The organism is Marinobacter sp. SS8-8, from assembly GCF_030540945.1.
Classification (GTDB): Bacteria; Pseudomonadota; Gammaproteobacteria; order Pseudomonadales; family Oleiphilaceae; genus Marinobacter.
The window spans coordinates 181,208-196,374 of the sequence record NZ_JASSVN010000004.1 but is presented as its reverse complement, the minus strand read 5'-3'; the positions used below and the strand labels follow the sequence as shown (position 1 = coordinate 196,374).

The window sequence follows — 15,167 nt, the reverse complement described above, 5'->3', positions numbered from 1 at the left end:
CATGAGCGCGATTGAAAACGCCCTGACCATTGATGTTGAAGACTACTTCCAGGTTGCCGCACTGGCCGAAGCCGTCCGCCGGGAAGACTGGCATTCCATGGAATACCGGGTAGAAGCCAACACCCAGCGCATTCTCAGCCTGCTGGACCGTCACAAGGCCAGGGCTACCTTCTTTACCCTGGGCTGGGTTGCAGAAAAGTCTCCCGAACTGGTTCGCCTGATCCGGAAAGAAGGCCACGAAATTGCCAGTCACGGCTACAGCCACCAGCTTATCTACAACCAGACCCCTGAGGTTTTCCGCGAAGAAACCCGGCGCTCCAAAGCCGTCCTGGAAAACATTACCGGTGAACCCATTACCGGCTACCGGGCCGCAAGCTATTCCATTACCAATGAAAGCCGCTGGGCACTGGATATTCTGGCCGAGGAAGGGTTCGCCTGGGATTCCTCAATATTCCCCGTTCATCACGACCGCTACGGCATGCCTGGCACCCCCCGCTGGCCTCACACACTCACTACGGACAAGGGTTATAAACTGGCCGAGTTTCCGCTCAGCACCCTGAAACTGCCCGGCTACACCCTGCCGATCGCCGGCGGTGGCTATTTCCGATTGTTTCCCTACTGGTTCAGCCGCTGGGGCCTGGGCAGCATCAACCGTCAGGGCCAGCCGTTCGTGTTCTACCTTCACCCGTGGGAAATTGACCCAGGCCAGCCGCGGCTGGACGTTAAATGGTTCTCCCGGTTCCGGCATTACAATAACCTGGATGTGTGCGAACACAGGCTGGACCAACTGCTGGGCCATTTCCCATTCACCACCGTGAGCAACGTACTTCGCGCCCAGGGCGTTCTGGGCGGTGAGCCCCGGGAGCCCAGCGGGCTGAAAGCCGCAGGCGGGATTGCATGATGCAGTTCGTGTTCTGGCTTTCGATAGTTTTGCTGTTTTACATCTACTTTGGCTATCCGCTGGCGGTGAAAGTTGTCGCTTCGGTCAGGCCGAAACCGGTGCAAAAATCAGACCGCGACCTGCCAAAAGTCTCCATCCTCATCGCGGCCTACAATGAAGCCAAAGACATCGAAGACACCCTCAGAAACAAGCTGGAACTGGATTACCCCGGTAACCAGCTTGAAATTCTGGTAATTTCCGATGAGTCTGACGACGGCACAGACCAGATCGTAGAAAAAGTCGCAAAAGACGCCGCCTGTTCCATTCGCCTGTTCCGGCAGGTACCCAGGCAGGGTAAAACATCCGGCCTGAATACCCTGAACCAGAACGCCACTGGCGAAATCCTGCTGTTTTCCGACGCAAACTCCCGGTGGGATACCCAGGCCCTGCGAATGCTGGTCCGCAATTTCAACGACCCGGACGTGGGTTACGTCACCGGCAAGATGGTTTACGTACACCAGGACGGCTCCCTGATAGGCGACGGCTGCAGCGCCTACATGAAATACGAAAACTGGCTGCGCCTTCAGGAAACAAAGGTGGGTTCCGTGGTGGGCGTGGATGGCGGAATCGACGCCATGCGAAAGCAACTCTACCACCCCCTGCGCGCAGACCAACTGCCCGATTTCGTGCAGCCATTAAAGGTAGTGGAGCAGGGCTACCGTGTGGTTTATGAGCCCGAGGCTCTATTGAAGGAAGAAGCGTTAACCGACGGCGGCAGTGAATTCAGCATGCGGGTGCGGGTAAGCCTGCGGGCACTCTGGGCTTTGAAGGATATGAAACATTTAATGAACCCTGTGAATAATAGCCTTTTTGCCTGGCAGATGATTTCTCATAAGCTGTTGAGGTACGGCGCATTCGTGCCGATGGTCACACTTGCATTGGCAACGCTTTACCTGGCGCCAAAGGCCGGCATATACACCCTCTCAGCCCTGGGATATGTGGCGTTTGTACTTCTTGCCTGGCAGGGCCGCAAGAAAGAAGCCGGGGGACAAGCCCTCTCCCCGGTTTATTCCATACCTTACTATTTCATGCTTCTGAATCTTGCTTCCTACAAAGCGTGTGTTGCGTTTTTCAGGGGAGAGAAAAAGGTTATCTGGAATCCAAGGAAGGGGTAAATCATGATTAGTGAAAGAATTATAGAAGCGTTCAGTTTGCCGCCGGAGCGAGTTGGCAGGGAAATCCGGAGCGATACGCAAAAGGAATTGACAGGCAAGGAGCTGAATCTGTTGCGAAGTGAATTTCCCGGCTTCGATAGTTGGATAAAAGAAAAGACAGTCGTCGATTTCGGTTGTGGTCTTGGTTTCCAGACAGCCGCTCTCGCAAATGCGGGTGCCAAACTGGTATTGGGGCTCGATGTGAACGAGGAATATATAGATTACGCCACCAAACATGCCCAAGAATGTGCAGGAAATAAGGACAAGGTAGTATTCTCAGCCAACTACAAAGGCGAAGAATGCAAATACGACGCGGTAATTTCACAAAATGCCATGGAGCACTACTCGGAGCCGAGTGAAGTTTTGGAGAGAATGAAGGGCCTTATTCATGAGGATGGCCAGTTGATGATTACGTTTGGGCCTCCTTGGTACGCTCCTTACGGAAGTCATATGCATTTTTTTTGTAAGCTCCCGTGGGTAAACATACTCTTTCCTGAAAAGGCTGTGATGCAGGTGAGAAAAAAGTATCGCAATGATGGCGCAAGACGATACGAAGAAGTGGAGTCCGGGTTAAATAAAATGAGCCTGTCTAAATTTGAAAAACTCTGCAAAAACCATCGCTTGGAAGTTGTTTACCGAAACTTTAGGTGTATAAAAGGATTGGATTTTCTTTCTCATATACCAATATTGAGAGAGTTGTTTATTAATAGAGTTACGGTCATATTGAAAAAGTGCAGTCAAGGTTCGAGTTAGGGAAGGGGTATTCCGTGAACTTGCCAACACTGGCCAGCGTTCTTGCATCGCGAAAGCTTCCGGGCCTTGATGGCTTCAGAATGATTGCTGTAATGGCAGTGGTGCTGGCCCATTCCGGTGTCGGGTCATTCTTTTCGGCTCGCCATGGCGTAGCGGGATTTTTTGTACTTAGCGGCTTTCTGATCACATGGTTGTTACTCAAGGAACACGAGAAAGCAGGCCGTATATCTCTCCGTGATTTTTACATGCGGCGGTCGCTCAGGATCTTCCCGGCGTATTATGTATTTCTGTTTGCATCTATCGGCTGGGATCTGTTTCGCGGCAATGACGATATCAAGGATGTCATATTGCCCGGGCTGTTCTATCTGATGAACTACTACAATGCACTGGAGGGACACTCCACTTCCTCACTCGCTCACTTGTGGTCACTGGCTATCGAGGAACAGTTCTACTTACTTTGGCCACTGGCATTCATTTTTCTGATACAGCGAGGCAAGAACTTTGTTATCAGTTTTCTGGTTGTTGTAAGTATCATAGTTATGGTCTGGAGAACCTATAGCTTCTCCATATTGGATTTTGGAACCTCGTATGTCTATAACGCCTCTGACACTAGGTTTGATAACCTCGCTATTGGTTGCGCACTAGCTTTCCTGCTTGAAAAAAAATACTTTCTGGAGTTGGCTGACAAGCTAAGCAGTCGATTTTGGATGCCTCTCATCACCCTGGTGTTGCTTACCATCTCCCGCCAGGTTACCGGCAGCGACTACACCTATGGGCTTGCCTTTACTGTGGATGCAATACTGCTGGGGGTATTGCTGCTCCAACTGATGCGCCTGAGCCAAGGGCGGGTTTGGAGCTGGCTTAACCATCCTATTTCTGTGTATTTGGGGCTTATCAGTTATCCGATCTACCTATGGCACGTTTGGGGCATTCAGGCGGGCAACAAACTCAATTTTTTGCCCGAATCATTACAACTGGTAGCAGGTGTAGTGATCAGCTGTATGCTGGCAGCGCTATCTTATCACCTGCTGGAAAAACGTTTTCTGTCGCTCAAGCATAAATATGAGAGAGCTAAGGTTGGCTCAAACTTAACACTTGCTGCAGTCAAATCTGAAAATTCCATGTCTGCAGCTTTTGAGAAAGGCAGGTCCAGTTGAAGGTTCTCCATCTGATTGACAGTGGGGGCTTGTATGGCGCGGAGAAAGTGGTTCTCAATCTCATGGAAGAGCAGATTAAAATGGGCGATAGCCCTATGCTCCTGAGTGCCGGTGCCCACGAAGATGGCGAAAAGGCCATCGAACTGGAGGCCCGCCGCAGAAATCTGCCAATAACCCCCTGGCGTATGAAGCCGGGACTGAACCTTCGGGAGTCTGCCAGGATTGCCCGGTGGGCCAGAAGCAATGACTACCGGATCATCCACTCCCATGGTTACAAGTTCAATATTCTAATGGGTGCGCAAAAACTGGCGGGCCTCAGTATCCCATTAGTCACCACCCTCCATGGCTACGTGAATGCGCCAAGGTTCAGCAAGCTGTGGGTTTATGAAAAAATGGACGGATTCTTTTTGCGACTGACGGACAGGGTATGCTTGGTGGCTCCCCATATGCTTGATCTGCCAATGGTCCGCCGACTGCCCAAAAACAAAATCGCGGTTATCGAAAATGGTCTTCCCGAGTTGCCGCCCGGGGAGCAGGAGGCGAACCTGGAACCGGAGCTGAAGCAGTTCCTGGAAGGCAACACCTTCAACCTCCTCGCAGTGGGCAGGCTCTCACCGGAAAAAAACTTCTCGGCGCTCCTGCGCGCAATGGCCCGGGAACCACTCAATAAAATGCGACTTGGACTGTGTATTGTGGGGGAGGGGGGCAGACGCTCGGAGTTGGAGGAGTTGCGCACAAACCTTGGGCTTGAGTCAAAAGTGCGCCTGCTTGGCTACAGGAATGATGTGCCGGGACTGATGAAGCAATTTGATTTGTTGGTGATACCTTCGCTGACAGAAGGATTACCAATTACCCTGCTGGAAGCAATGCGAGCAGGATTAGCGGTTTTGTCCACAGCAGTGGGCGGCATACCTCAAGTATTGGAACAAGGCAGGGCTGGTATTTTGGTACAAACCAACTCTGATAACCAACTTTTTGAAGGCATCAAAAGGGCCGTCAATGATCGTCATAATGTCCTTGTTAATAGCAGGGCTGGGATACGGGCCTTTGAAGCCCGATATACAGCCGTTGCCATGGCGAAAAAATATCGGAGCGCTTACTCGGTCTTGCTTGGGCAAAAGAAGCCCTCGGAACCAGGAGTAGCTCCTTGAGTATCAGTAACTTGATTTTCAAGTATGGCATCTACTACCCCGTGATCCTGTTGCGCGGAGAATGGATTGGTCGGCATCTGAAGGCACTGGAGGAAACCCAGTATGCGTCACAGGATCAGATTGAAAGGTTGCAATTGGAAAGGTTGAACCGGCTGTTACAGCATGCTAAGACAAAGGTTCCTCATTACGCGGATCTCCCGGAGTTACCGCTGACCTCACTCGAACAGCTTCGTGAAATTCCTTTACTGGAGAAGGACTTCCTTCGTAACCATGCGGACCAGATGTACTCAAGAAAAACCGGGCTTTTGACCCGCTACAAGACGACTGGTGGCTCCACTGGAGCACCGGTCACGCTTAGAAAGGACAGTGTCGGCATGGCTCATGAACTGGCGGCTACCTGGAGAGGTTACCATTGGGCCGGGATCGGTATTGGAGACAAACAGGCCCGCTTCTGGGGCATACCGGCCACTAAGAAGGACTATTGCCGAGCAAGGCTCATTGACTATGTTGCACATCGCAAGCGGTTGTCTGCATTCGCTTTTTCGGAGGATGATCTTGATAAATATTTTCTGGAATTGCTGAAGTTTAAGCCTGATTATTTCTACGGTTATGTATCAATGATCCGTCAGTTCGCAGACTACGTCGAGCGCGCAGGCAGGCGCGGGGTCCTAAAGCCGAAGGCAATTGTCACTACCGCTGAAGCGCTCACAGAGCCGGATCGACAGCAGATAGAAACGATTTTTGAGTGCAGGGTGTACAACGAATATGGCTGTGGAGAACTTGGAACAATAGCCCATGAATGCGAGCAACGGAGTTTACACCTCTCCGCAGAGAACATGATTGTGGAGGTCTTGGGTGAATCCGGGGACCCTGTGAAAGTGGGTGAGCCCGGTGAAGCTGTTGTTACTGATCTCGTCAATTTTTCAATGCCACTAATACGTTACCGGTTAAAGGATTATATCACTCTATCAGATAAAAACTGTTGCTGCGGATTATCGTTGCCAGTGATATTCGGTATCCAAGGTCGAGAATACGACATTTTAATAAACAGCAAAGGTCAACGGTTTCATGGTGAATTTTTCTTATACATGTTCGAGGATTTGAAAAAGATAGGGTTGCCTGTAAGAGCTTTCAAAATAACACAAAATGGCAGCAATATCAGGTTATCCATTTCAGCTAGCTCAGAGATTTTCAGTTTAGTAAGAGCTCACCTTTTGCATGAGTTTAAAGATCGGTTTGATGCCTCGTTTGATTATAAATTTGAAAGAGTTGGGTATATACCAAGAGAGCCATCTGGAAAATTAAGATTGGTGGAAAGGATTGCGTAATGAACTGTGATAAAGAGCCAGGATCACCACGCCTAAAAATTGATGAACTCAACGGCAGAAACAAAGTCGAAAAAATTTACATATATATTATAATTTCTTTTGGCTGTTTTATTGACGGCCTGGTTCCGTATCTCAGGCAGGTAATACGCTTTTTGTTTCTACCGTACGCCTACGCCTTTCTGATTGACTGGCAGGTTTGTAAGAAATCAAAAACCGGTGTCTGGAAAGATTTTCTGTACATATTTTTTGTTTTTAAGACATTTCCAGATCATTATCAGCAATGTCGTCTTTGGGAAAAGAAGCCTCGGGAGTGGGCTCTATATTGGGGCTCAAATTACAATCCCTTCCAGCGGAGAAGTCTTTATCGAGTTTTGCAGCCCCCAAGGTATCGAGTCGTTTATGAGGATAAGAGGTTATGCCATGATATTTGTATATTAAATGGTATTCCAACGCCAAAAGAATACAAGATTATTGCTCCGGGAGAAAATATAGAAAGTGTGCTGCGTCAGTTGATGGAAACCAGCAATACTCTGAGTAAGCGTATTGTTGTTAAGCCAGTGGATGGAAAAGGTGGGCATAGCATAATTTTCTTTGAGGTTTCAGGACAAGAAATAAACAGCTTATTTTCATCTGGTCGCAAGCCTTCCCACGCTGTAGAGTCGATGATAGTTCAAGAGTGTATTGAGCAACATAAACGGCTAAATCGTGTTTCAAAGTCAATAAATACTGTTCGATTCGTGACCGCCCTTGATAAAATGGAAAAGGTTGTAGAGTTAGGAGCATACATGAGATTTGGTTCCAGTTCCTCTTTGATAGACAACCTCAGTAAGGGTGGTTTGGCGGTAAAAATAGACATTCAGAAGGGTTGTTTATCTGGTCCTGGACAAAACATAGCTGGTAAATTATTTCCTAAGCATCCAGACTCAGGCATACTATTTAATGACTTCGCGATACCTTGTTGGAATCAGGTTAGGTCCCTTGCCTCTGCTGTCCAGAAAAAAATAAACTATCATAAAATTATTGGAATGGATATCGCTATAACGAATTCAGGGCCGGTAATAATTGAGATTAATTCAATATACGATAATGTAGGCTTGGAGGGTATTTGTGGTCCACTTTTTTCGAGGAAAGATGTATATGAACTTTTTATGTCTTACAAACTAATTTTTTGCAAAAGACAGATATCATTAATCGAAGAGTGGCATGCTTCTTTTGAGGTAAAGTAGAATTGAACGACGCAGAAAAAAACACAGAAGCAGTATGGATAACCTGGGAAGATCACCGTCGTTCCCGGGTTTTAGCGGAAAATTTTTCTGCTCAATACAAAGTGATTGGAATAAAAAAATATAGAAAATTCAGGTATTCCGTTCTTTGTTTTAAAACACTGAAATTCTTAATTGCTAATAGACCAAAAGTTGTGATTTGTCAGAATCCATCTATGATTCTTAATCTTTTTCTTTGTACGATGAAGAATATGTTGGGCTTCTATCTCGTAGCTGATCGGCATACGAATTTCGCTTTTCGCCACTCTAGGAGTTATAAACTCAAGTGGGTTTTTTATAGAATGGTTAGCAATATAACTATCAGGCATTCTGACTTAATGATTGTTACAAACCCTTTCCTAAAAGAATTTGTGGACTGCATGGGAGGGAGGGGCGTTGTTTTGCCGGACAAGATTCCAGATTTTCAAGGCCGGCTACAAAAGAAAAAGCTTCAGGGCAGATTGAAGGTGTTCTTTATCTGTACATTTAGCGATGATGAGCCCTTTCGGGAAGTGTTCGAAGCCGCAAAGCTTATGCCGTCTGATTGGATTATCTATGTCTCTGGAAATTATAGAAAAGCCAATCTTCAACCTGACCATGTTCCTCAGAATGTGGTGCTCCTTGGTTTTGTGGAAGAAGATGATTATCTGATTTACTTGAGTGCAGTCGATGCAGTGATGGTTTTAACAACATTAGACTACACTCTTAACTGTGGAGCATACGAAGCTGTAGCATTAAATAAGCCCATGGTATTATCTCACAAGAAAACTATCATAAATTATTTTAACAAGGGAGCTGTGTACGTTGAGCCTGTCGCCCAATCAATAACTGAAGGTATTGAGTCTCTCTTTAAAGATTGTGAAACTTTCGAAAGCGAAGTTAAGGAGCTAAAATGCGAACTGGAATTAAGTTGGAATAAACAGTTTGCTACTATTAAGTCAAAAATTTCGAGTTTGACTGGTAATAGCACTGGAAAACTGTAATAGCGAGTTCCTATCCCGAAAAGCAGGCTATACTTATACTTAGTCAACGTTTATCTCTATCCTTGCAGGTGGAGACGAGCAATCTTGGCACAACAGTGGGTAACCTTCCAAGTTAAAATCACCATCTCTGTTTGATACGAATACGTATATTTCCTGTGCTTCAGGTAGTGATCCTTTGTTGAGTTGGAACTTTATGGCTGTATCTGACCAGGATGTTGGATATTGCACCTCAGTATAACCTGCCTCTTGTATATTTTTTGAATCAGCAATAATAACTCTCTGGAACGAATTGTCTATATAGATATCATCAAAATCGCTTTCTTGCAAATGCCCTACTTTTCCATTAAGGCCAAGAAGTGCGACTGTAGGACTCCATTCACCCTCAAAGGCTAATTTTGGATCAAAGTTAAAGCTCGTCAGCGGTTGTGCGTCTATGTTGATTTTGAAGGTCCCTTTATCGGTATCAATCATGAACTCCATGAAATGCCATTGGTTTCCTTCAAGGACTCGCTTTGCCCAGTTTACCAGAACATCAGATGTGTTGTAGCCGCTCAAACTCTGGTGCATTTGGGTCCAAGATAGAGCTATCCCAATCTTGCCGTTAGCATCTTCTCTTATCCTTAAATATTTCTGTGATCCAGGATCCAGATATCCGAAATCGCCCCCCCCTTTAAAAATATCCGGGAATATCGTTGTAGCGTTTGACTGCGAGCCTCTTAGCAGTTGACCTTTCAGGTTGTTGCTATTTACAAGATTATCAAAGGCCAAATTAATCATCCCTTCGTCATCAATACCAATAAAGGTGGCTGAGTTTCCGTTAATGGCGAGTTTTTCACCGGGAACAAATGTTCCTTCCTGATTCAATGGGTCGATTCTCCAGTAAAGGCTGGGAGAGTACTTAGGTTTGTACCACCAGCTAACGTAAAGTTGTGGTTCGTCGACAGGTGTGTCGAATCCCGATTTTCCGCCGTAAGCGACCGGTTTACCCACAAAGCCGTTAAAACCTTTGAAGTAGTAATGTTCAGAGGAATTGGCGTGTCGGGTGGGCCGATCAGAGGTAACTTGCACGCGGGAAGAGCCGAAAGCAGTACTTGATGGCCCTGCCCATATAGAATCGGGGTTTTCATTGGTGCCCAGGATGAGGTCGCCATTGCTAAGCTGACTGTGCCTGGGATTGAGAACGCCATTTTCGTAGGCGGCGTCAACAGTGTCGTATAGGATAGGTGCAGCCTGCGGTTTTGAGCCAAATCCCGAGCCGGTAATCGTAATGGTTGAACCCTGGGTTAGTTCGGTGATGGGTGGGGATTGTATGCCCGTGATGGCGGGTGTGGCCCATGCCAGCGAGCTGCCCACTGCAAAAGTCGCGGCGGCACAAAACGACAGGAGAGTGTTCTTGTCAGTCGGGGTCATCTTCAGTCTCACTGTATTAGCGATTTCGGAAAGTGTATGGTGCCTCAGCGTTGAGTTTTGAGACAAGCGGCATGGAATAACCTCGACACGACGAGACGTTACGCATTTAGATACTGTTTAACACAAATTTACGTAGGCCTGTAGCAAAACCACAGGCCTTGCGGCTTTGGCCCCCAGGTTCTTCCTAAATCATACTCCGAAAAACACGCAGCCCGTGACGCAGGAGTAAATAACTGTTTGCTGTGGGAGAAAAAAAGCGACGGTAGTTCCGCCGATTTTGCAGATAGTAGCTGTCTAACCGGGGTAGCTCGGCGGCTCTGAGCTTCCGCCCTAACGGCAGTAACGCCGTCGTCACACAGGTCTGGTATTTCTGGCCGACGATCCCGGCAACCCGTGCATCGTATAGTCCGTAGGGGTAGGCAAAATGCCTGGGCCGGCGGCCAAATTGCTTTTCGATACTCAGGTCGGCGGTTTCACACTCGTCTTCAATTTGCTTTTGGTCAAGCTGGCATAAATTGGGATGCGATACGGTATGGTTTTCGATCTGCATGCCGGCTTCGACACAGGCTTCGATCTCTTCCCAGTTCATCATTTCAAAGGCTGGCGCGCCGGCGGGCTGAGTAGGCCAGTTATTCTTGCCACCAACATGGCCCGTCGTCAGGTAAAGATGCGATGGTATGTTCGTATCTTTTAATACGGGCAGGGCGTTGCTATAGACGGAACGCATGCCATCATCAAAGGTAATGGCAAGGGCGTTATCGATAGTCGGGCTGAGTAATTGATCCAGGGTACAGATCTTAACGTCACTATCCAGGATTTCCGTGATCATCCTGGCGAACCTGGCAGGGGGGAAGCTAAGTACTGAGCCCCGGTCATCAATGCTGTGAAAGGTAAGGATGGCTTTCATGCAAGTTTATTTCAGTATTCCCAGTTTGGTTCCGGTCAGTGCCCAAACAAATGCAGACGCACTATAGAGATAATAAACCTGGTGAAATAACAGGCCTTTCAGTGCAAACCAGAGCCCCTTGCGCTGATAGAATAATTGCAAGATATCCCAGTTGGCATAAACGACCACGGTCACAACCAATACAGGGTAGAGCCAGGATAGCAGGCCCCCAAGCGCAAAGAGGGTAGTCAGAACCAGAAAACCGGCCAAAACCGCTTTTATCCGCTCGTTAACACCTACATTTAAATCGTTATCCAGACCGCCCCGGCTTAGCATTAATCTGGCCCACGGAATTGCCCGGCAGAACACTTCGGTATGAATAAGGTTGATGAGGCGCCATTCCTTAAGGTGCGTGCATTGAAGGTTGGTCAATAGCAGAAGCGTTCCTTCTGATTCGAGCAGCCGATACCCCAGCTCGATATCTTCAATCGAAGGTCTCTTGAACATTTCAACGTCAAAGCCCCCCTGTCTGAGAAAGGCCTCTTTTCGAATCGCGCCACACCCTGACCAGAACGTAGACGCTTCTTTTCTGGCGCGCTGGTGATAATAGTGGTGAACCAGATTCTTGTACTGGGAAAGAAAATTCTGAGCGGGCGGCTTGTCGTCATAAGAGCCGAAGACACCCACCACACCAGGTTCGTCGAAACCCGCAAGCATCACCCTGGCGGCGTCGTCATGAACAACGACATCGGCGTCGATAAACCACAGGATATCACCTTTTGCCTCCCTGGCGGCCACATTGCGGGCAGCGCCCGGCCCAAGACGACCTCCGGAGGGCATTACCTGTGCCCCCAGGCTGCGGGCCACATGAGGTGTATCATCACTGGAGGTATCATCCACGACAATCACCTCAAGCACTTCGCCGCGTTCCTTCATTGCCACCAGCGGCGGCAAACTCTGCCGGATAAAGTCGATACCATTATAGACCGGCATAATGACACTGATTGACAGCGGTTTTTTGTCTTCTGGTGATTTTTCCTGACCATCCATGCTTCAGACTCCTATAATAAAAATTGCCATCCGTCCATTTTTATCTTTTGTAAGAAACCTAACGGAGACTGATTACGATTGACTCGCCTGTCTCTTAACGTAGCCGACGGTTTCACCCATTGACCAGGCCAGTACAAACACCAGCAGCCAGAACATGTCGCGATTCAAACCCAGGTTAAACTGTTTATCACGTCGAGCGGCGGCTATTATTTTCCGGGTAAACACCAGCGGAATTAAAGGAGACAGGGCAATCATTGTTAGCCGTTTTGGGGTACTCATGGTTTTCGCCCTCGCCATGCCAAACTCGACGCCGTGGCTATAACGCTGCTGTATAAACTGTTTCGCGCTGTAACAATTCCTGTGGACAACAACCAGGTTGTTATCAAATGCCATCGACTTGCCTTCGGCCAGAAATCGTTGATGAAACGATGGCTCCCAAAAACCGGCTTCCAACAAGTCTTCATGGGCCAGTATATCGGCTTTGCGGTAAAGTGCATTGTCGGCTGCCAGGTCGTCCGCACGGCCGCTTGGTCTCGATCTGGTGTAGCGTACATATCGTAACAGGTAAATCACCCGCCCGATCACGGTATCGTTTTCGATATTTTCAATTGCGCCACCAACGGCGACCTGACCCCCTTCCAGTGGGCAGGCTAGTAACTGTTTGATCCAGTCTTGCGAGGGGATGCAATGGGCGGTGGTCAGTGCGACCTTGTCTGCCTGGGCCGCACGAATGCCATCGCGCCATAGTAGTGGTATCCTGCTATCGGACTGGGCGTGAATAATGCGGACATTCTGGCTGTCCGGTACGGCGTCAAGCAAGGAGTCGTCACTGCCACTACAGATCAGAAATTCAACGCAGGGGTATTTTTCTGGCTGTAAATGCCTGAAAATCTCCTCAAGGTTGGCCGAGGCCATTTCTTCAGCGACGATGACCGTCAAATCGTATCTTCTTTTCGACAACTTACGGTCCGTATCCTCAACCACGCAGAGCCGCCCCTTCCAGGTGCCGCAAGGCGAGCTCCGCTGCCCGCTCCCAGGTGAATGTCCCGGCTCTTGAAACGGCAACGTTTGACAGTCTATGTCTCAGGTCGTGTTCAGTTGACATGTCCTTTATCGCCCGACTGATGGATGTGATGTCGTAGGGGTCAAAAAATAGCCCCGCATCACCGACCACTTCAGGCAGCGCGCCCTTGTTGCTGGACAGGATCGGTGTCCCGCAGGCCATCGCTTCGACGGCAGGCAAACCAAATCCTTCCGAAAAAGAGGGCATTGCCACGGCCATGGCATCGTTATATAAAATAACCAGGTCCTCGTCAGAGATAAAGCCGGTAAAATGAACCCGGCCTTTTAAGCGCCTGTCATTCGCCAGTTGTTGCAATTCGCCATAGTTGGAATGAAAACCGGCACCGTTGTAGTCACCCACCAGCACAACGTGCACATTCTCAAGTTGCTGGCTTTCTCTGGCCAACGCAAAGCCCTCCAGGAAGCCTTGCAAATTTTTATGTGGTGCCAGCCCGCCGACATACACAATCAACTCGCCGTTCAGGGGAAGGCCAATTCGGCGACGCAGGTCCTGGCACGCGGTCGGATTGTCTATTTGACGAAACAGTTTATTGGGCGCTTCGCTGATGACATCAATCGACTCACTTCTCACTCCCAGGTACTGTTCGATCTCGGCTTTTGCTGCATGGGAAACGGTCATCACCCGCTGGCATTGCCACAAGGCCAGCTTCACCTTTAGCGTCCAGAAAAGCCGGCCTTTCCAGTCAGGAAAAATCATTTCCGGGAAGTGCTCGGCAATGGCATCGTGCAGTGTCACCACCGTGGGTAGCTTCAGCGGGACAGGGAACCATGAGTAAACCGCCGGGAAAAACATCAAATCAAGCGGAGCATTCGATACCGCCTTATACAGCTGCACCATATCTCCAATCGAACGGCTGGAGTTGGCAACAGCGGCATCTGTCGCCGGTCTTTCGGGAAATACCTGCACGATTTCGATATTGGGTAAGTTCATTGATTCGGTCGGCGCCTGGTCAACAAATAGATAGAATCTGTGCTCGGAATCAAGCGCAAACATAGCCGACAACAGTTCTCGCGCCATTCGCCCGAAGCCGCGTTGATTCCACCAGCAGGTTGCATCTATCCCGATTCGCATCAACGCCAATGCTCCATGTTTTTGGGTGCGCCAGACACCGAACCCACTGCTTCGCCAGCTGACCAGAAGGTTTCCAGCAGACAGATCCACAGGCGGACTTTCAGTGGGTGCCTGATCCCATTCATTCCAGGCATACAGCGAATTGCCCGGAAAGACAACACTGCGGGCAATAACAGTGACTTGAACAACTGCACTGCACACGCAAACAGGTTTTTCTGTTCTGCCTGCCCACCGGCATAGATCCAGCCATGATGGAAGCGGGTGGCAAGGCGCCCGCTCCACGGGTCTTCAGCATTATAGGTATTGGCCAGCATGGGCTCCATGACCAGTGAGCCGCCTTTTGACAACAGCCGTTGGTTTATCACCCCTTCGACCAGGCCCTCACTGTGTTCGTTCAATATCGAGGCCAGTGCCTCTCGACGATAACAGATGAAATTCCCTGGCAATCTTTCCACTGTTTTTTGGGATTGCTGATGAGGGTGGTCAAATATTACGCTCGGGTGATATCGTCCGTATTCTGTGCACGCCAGGGCTTGGTAACGGCTTGGCAGATGGTTTGCAATCAACACCGGGCCGGATGCTGCGAGGGTATTATCATCTTTAAATGCGCTCACCAGGCCATTGAGCAAACTGTCACCGGGAAGTGTCGTGTCTTCAATAAGGGCCACCACATCACCGCTGGCGAGAGCGACGCCGCTTTTTCGCCGCAGCGGCACGGGTTCGTTTTGTATTTCAAAGCGCACGTGATCAAACCGGGCTTGCAATTGAGGGCAGGCTTCTTTCAATACGACAATGATTTCAACATCAAATTTCTGCAATGCCGAAAGACAGGTCGCCAACGCTTCGCCGCCCACAAGTTCAATAACGACGATAGAGAAACGTAAGTGAGTGGTCGTGAATGAGCTCATATTATTTGACGGCCAGCTTCGGATAATGAT

The 15,167-nt window shown here is 48.8% G+C and carries 14 protein-coding genes; 8 read left to right on the top strand and 6 right to left on the bottom strand.

Annotation, left to right across the window (positions count from 1 at the left end; all coding sequences use genetic code 11):
* The first annotated feature begins 1 nt into the window (after window position 1).
* The 8 genes from QPL96_RS06410 to QPL96_RS06375 are packed head-to-tail and all read left to right on the top strand — an operon-like array spanning window position 2 to window position 8,728.
* The gene (locus QPL96_RS06410) at window positions 2-901 is read left to right on the top strand and encodes an XrtA system polysaccharide deacetylase (protein ID WP_303286399.1); all 900 of its coding nucleotides are present in this window, start codon (window positions 2-4) and stop codon (window positions 899-901) included.
* Complete coding sequence (locus QPL96_RS06405; protein ID WP_303286398.1) at window positions 898-2,055, top strand: glycosyltransferase family 2 protein; 1,158 nt, start codon at window positions 898-900, stop codon at window positions 2,053-2,055. The genes QPL96_RS06410 and QPL96_RS06405 overlap by 4 nt, the downstream gene beginning before the upstream one ends.
* Window positions 2,056-2,058: 3 nt before the next feature.
* A complete protein-coding gene (locus QPL96_RS06400) occupies window positions 2,059-2,847 on the top strand; it encodes a bifunctional 2-polyprenyl-6-hydroxyphenol methylase/3-demethylubiquinol 3-O-methyltransferase UbiG (protein ID WP_303286396.1) in 789 nt (262 codons plus the stop codon).
* Window positions 2,848-2,861: 14 nt separating this feature from the next.
* Entirely contained in the window at window positions 2,862-4,004 is a 1,143-nt protein-coding gene (locus QPL96_RS06395; RefSeq protein WP_303286394.1) for an acyltransferase, read from the top strand.
* Window positions 4,001-5,155, top strand: a complete 1,155-nt coding sequence (locus tag QPL96_RS06390; protein WP_303286392.1) for a glycosyltransferase — start codon at window positions 4,001-4,003, stop codon at window positions 5,153-5,155. The genes QPL96_RS06395 and QPL96_RS06390 overlap by 4 nt, the downstream gene beginning before the upstream one ends.
* The gene (locus QPL96_RS06385) at window positions 5,152-6,483 is read left to right on the top strand and encodes a phenylacetate--CoA ligase family protein (RefSeq protein WP_303286390.1); all 1,332 of its coding nucleotides are present in this window, start codon (window positions 5,152-5,154) and stop codon (window positions 6,481-6,483) included. The genes QPL96_RS06390 and QPL96_RS06385 overlap by 4 nt, the downstream gene beginning before the upstream one ends.
* Complete coding sequence (locus tag QPL96_RS06380) at window positions 6,483-7,709, top strand: sugar-transfer associated ATP-grasp domain-containing protein (RefSeq protein WP_303286388.1); 1,227 nt, start codon at window positions 6,483-6,485, stop codon at window positions 7,707-7,709. Before QPL96_RS06385 ends, QPL96_RS06380 begins: the two co-directional genes overlap by 1 nt.
* 2 nt (window positions 7,710-7,711) lie before the next feature.
* Window positions 7,712-8,728, top strand: coding sequence for a glycosyltransferase (locus QPL96_RS06375; protein ID WP_303286387.1), 1,017 nt, complete (start codon window positions 7,712-7,714; stop codon window positions 8,726-8,728).
* 39 nt (window positions 8,729-8,767) lie between these two features.
* On the opposite strand, the gene QPL96_RS06370 is transcribed toward QPL96_RS06375, so the two are convergent.
* The 6 genes from QPL96_RS06370 to QPL96_RS06345 all read right to left on the bottom strand — a co-directional run bounded on the left by QPL96_RS06370 (window position 8,768) and on the right by QPL96_RS06345 (window position 15,137).
* Entirely contained in the window at window positions 8,768-10,138 is a 1,371-nt protein-coding gene (locus tag QPL96_RS06370; protein WP_303286386.1) for a hypothetical protein, read from the bottom strand.
* A 184-nt stretch (window positions 10,139-10,322) separates the two neighbouring features.
* On the bottom strand, window positions 10,323-10,967 hold the full coding sequence (locus tag QPL96_RS06365; protein ID WP_303286384.1) for a polysaccharide deacetylase family protein: 645 nt from the start codon (window positions 10,965-10,967) through the stop codon (window positions 10,323-10,325).
* Window positions 10,968-11,051: 84 nt separating this feature from the next.
* On the bottom strand, window positions 11,052-12,074 hold the full coding sequence (locus QPL96_RS06360) for a glycosyltransferase family 2 protein (RefSeq protein WP_303286383.1): 1,023 nt from the start codon (window positions 12,072-12,074) through the stop codon (window positions 11,052-11,054).
* A 72-nt stretch (window positions 12,075-12,146) separates the two neighbouring features.
* On the bottom strand, window positions 12,147-13,013 hold the full coding sequence (locus QPL96_RS06355; protein ID WP_303286381.1) for a glycosyltransferase: 867 nt from the start codon (window positions 13,011-13,013) through the stop codon (window positions 12,147-12,149).
* A 37-nt stretch (window positions 13,014-13,050) separates the two neighbouring features.
* A complete protein-coding gene (locus QPL96_RS06350) occupies window positions 13,051-14,175 on the bottom strand; it encodes a glycosyltransferase family 1 protein (protein WP_303286379.1) in 1,125 nt (374 codons plus the stop codon).
* Between the two features lie 53 nt (window positions 14,176-14,228).
* On the bottom strand, window positions 14,229-15,137 hold the full coding sequence (locus QPL96_RS06345) for a hypothetical protein (RefSeq protein WP_303286378.1): 909 nt from the start codon (window positions 15,135-15,137) through the stop codon (window positions 14,229-14,231).
* Between the last annotated feature and the right edge of the window lie 30 nt (window positions 15,138-15,167).

Coding starts and splice junctions, on each gene's coding strand:
- QPL96_RS06410 (WP_303286399.1), top strand. CDS start 2: ATGAGCGCGATTGAAAACGCCCTGACCATTGATGTTGAAGACTACTTC.
- QPL96_RS06405 (WP_303286398.1), top strand. CDS start 898: ATGATGCAGTTCGTGTTCTGGCTTTCGATAGTTTTGCTGTTTTACATC.
- QPL96_RS06400 (WP_303286396.1), top strand. CDS start 2,059: ATGATTAGTGAAAGAATTATAGAAGCGTTCAGTTTGCCGCCGGAGCGA.
- QPL96_RS06380 (WP_303286388.1), top strand. CDS start 6,483: ATGAACTGTGATAAAGAGCCAGGATCACCACGCCTAAAAATTGATGAA.
- QPL96_RS06370 (WP_303286386.1), bottom strand. CDS start 10,138: ATGACCCCGACTGACAAGAACACTCTCCTGTCGTTTTGTGCCGCCGCG.
- QPL96_RS06365 (WP_303286384.1), bottom strand. CDS start 10,967: ATGATCACGGAAATCCTGGATAGTGACGTTAAGATCTGTACCCTGGAT.
- QPL96_RS06360 (WP_303286383.1), bottom strand. CDS start 12,074: ATGGATGGTCAGGAAAAATCACCAGAAGACAAAAAACCGCTGTCAATC.
- QPL96_RS06350 (WP_303286379.1), bottom strand. CDS start 14,175: ATGGCGCGAGAACTGTTGTCGGCTATGTTTGCGCTTGATTCCGAGCAC.
- QPL96_RS06345 (WP_303286378.1), bottom strand. CDS start 15,137: ATGAGCTCATTCACGACCACTCACTTACGTTTCTCTATCGTCGTTATT.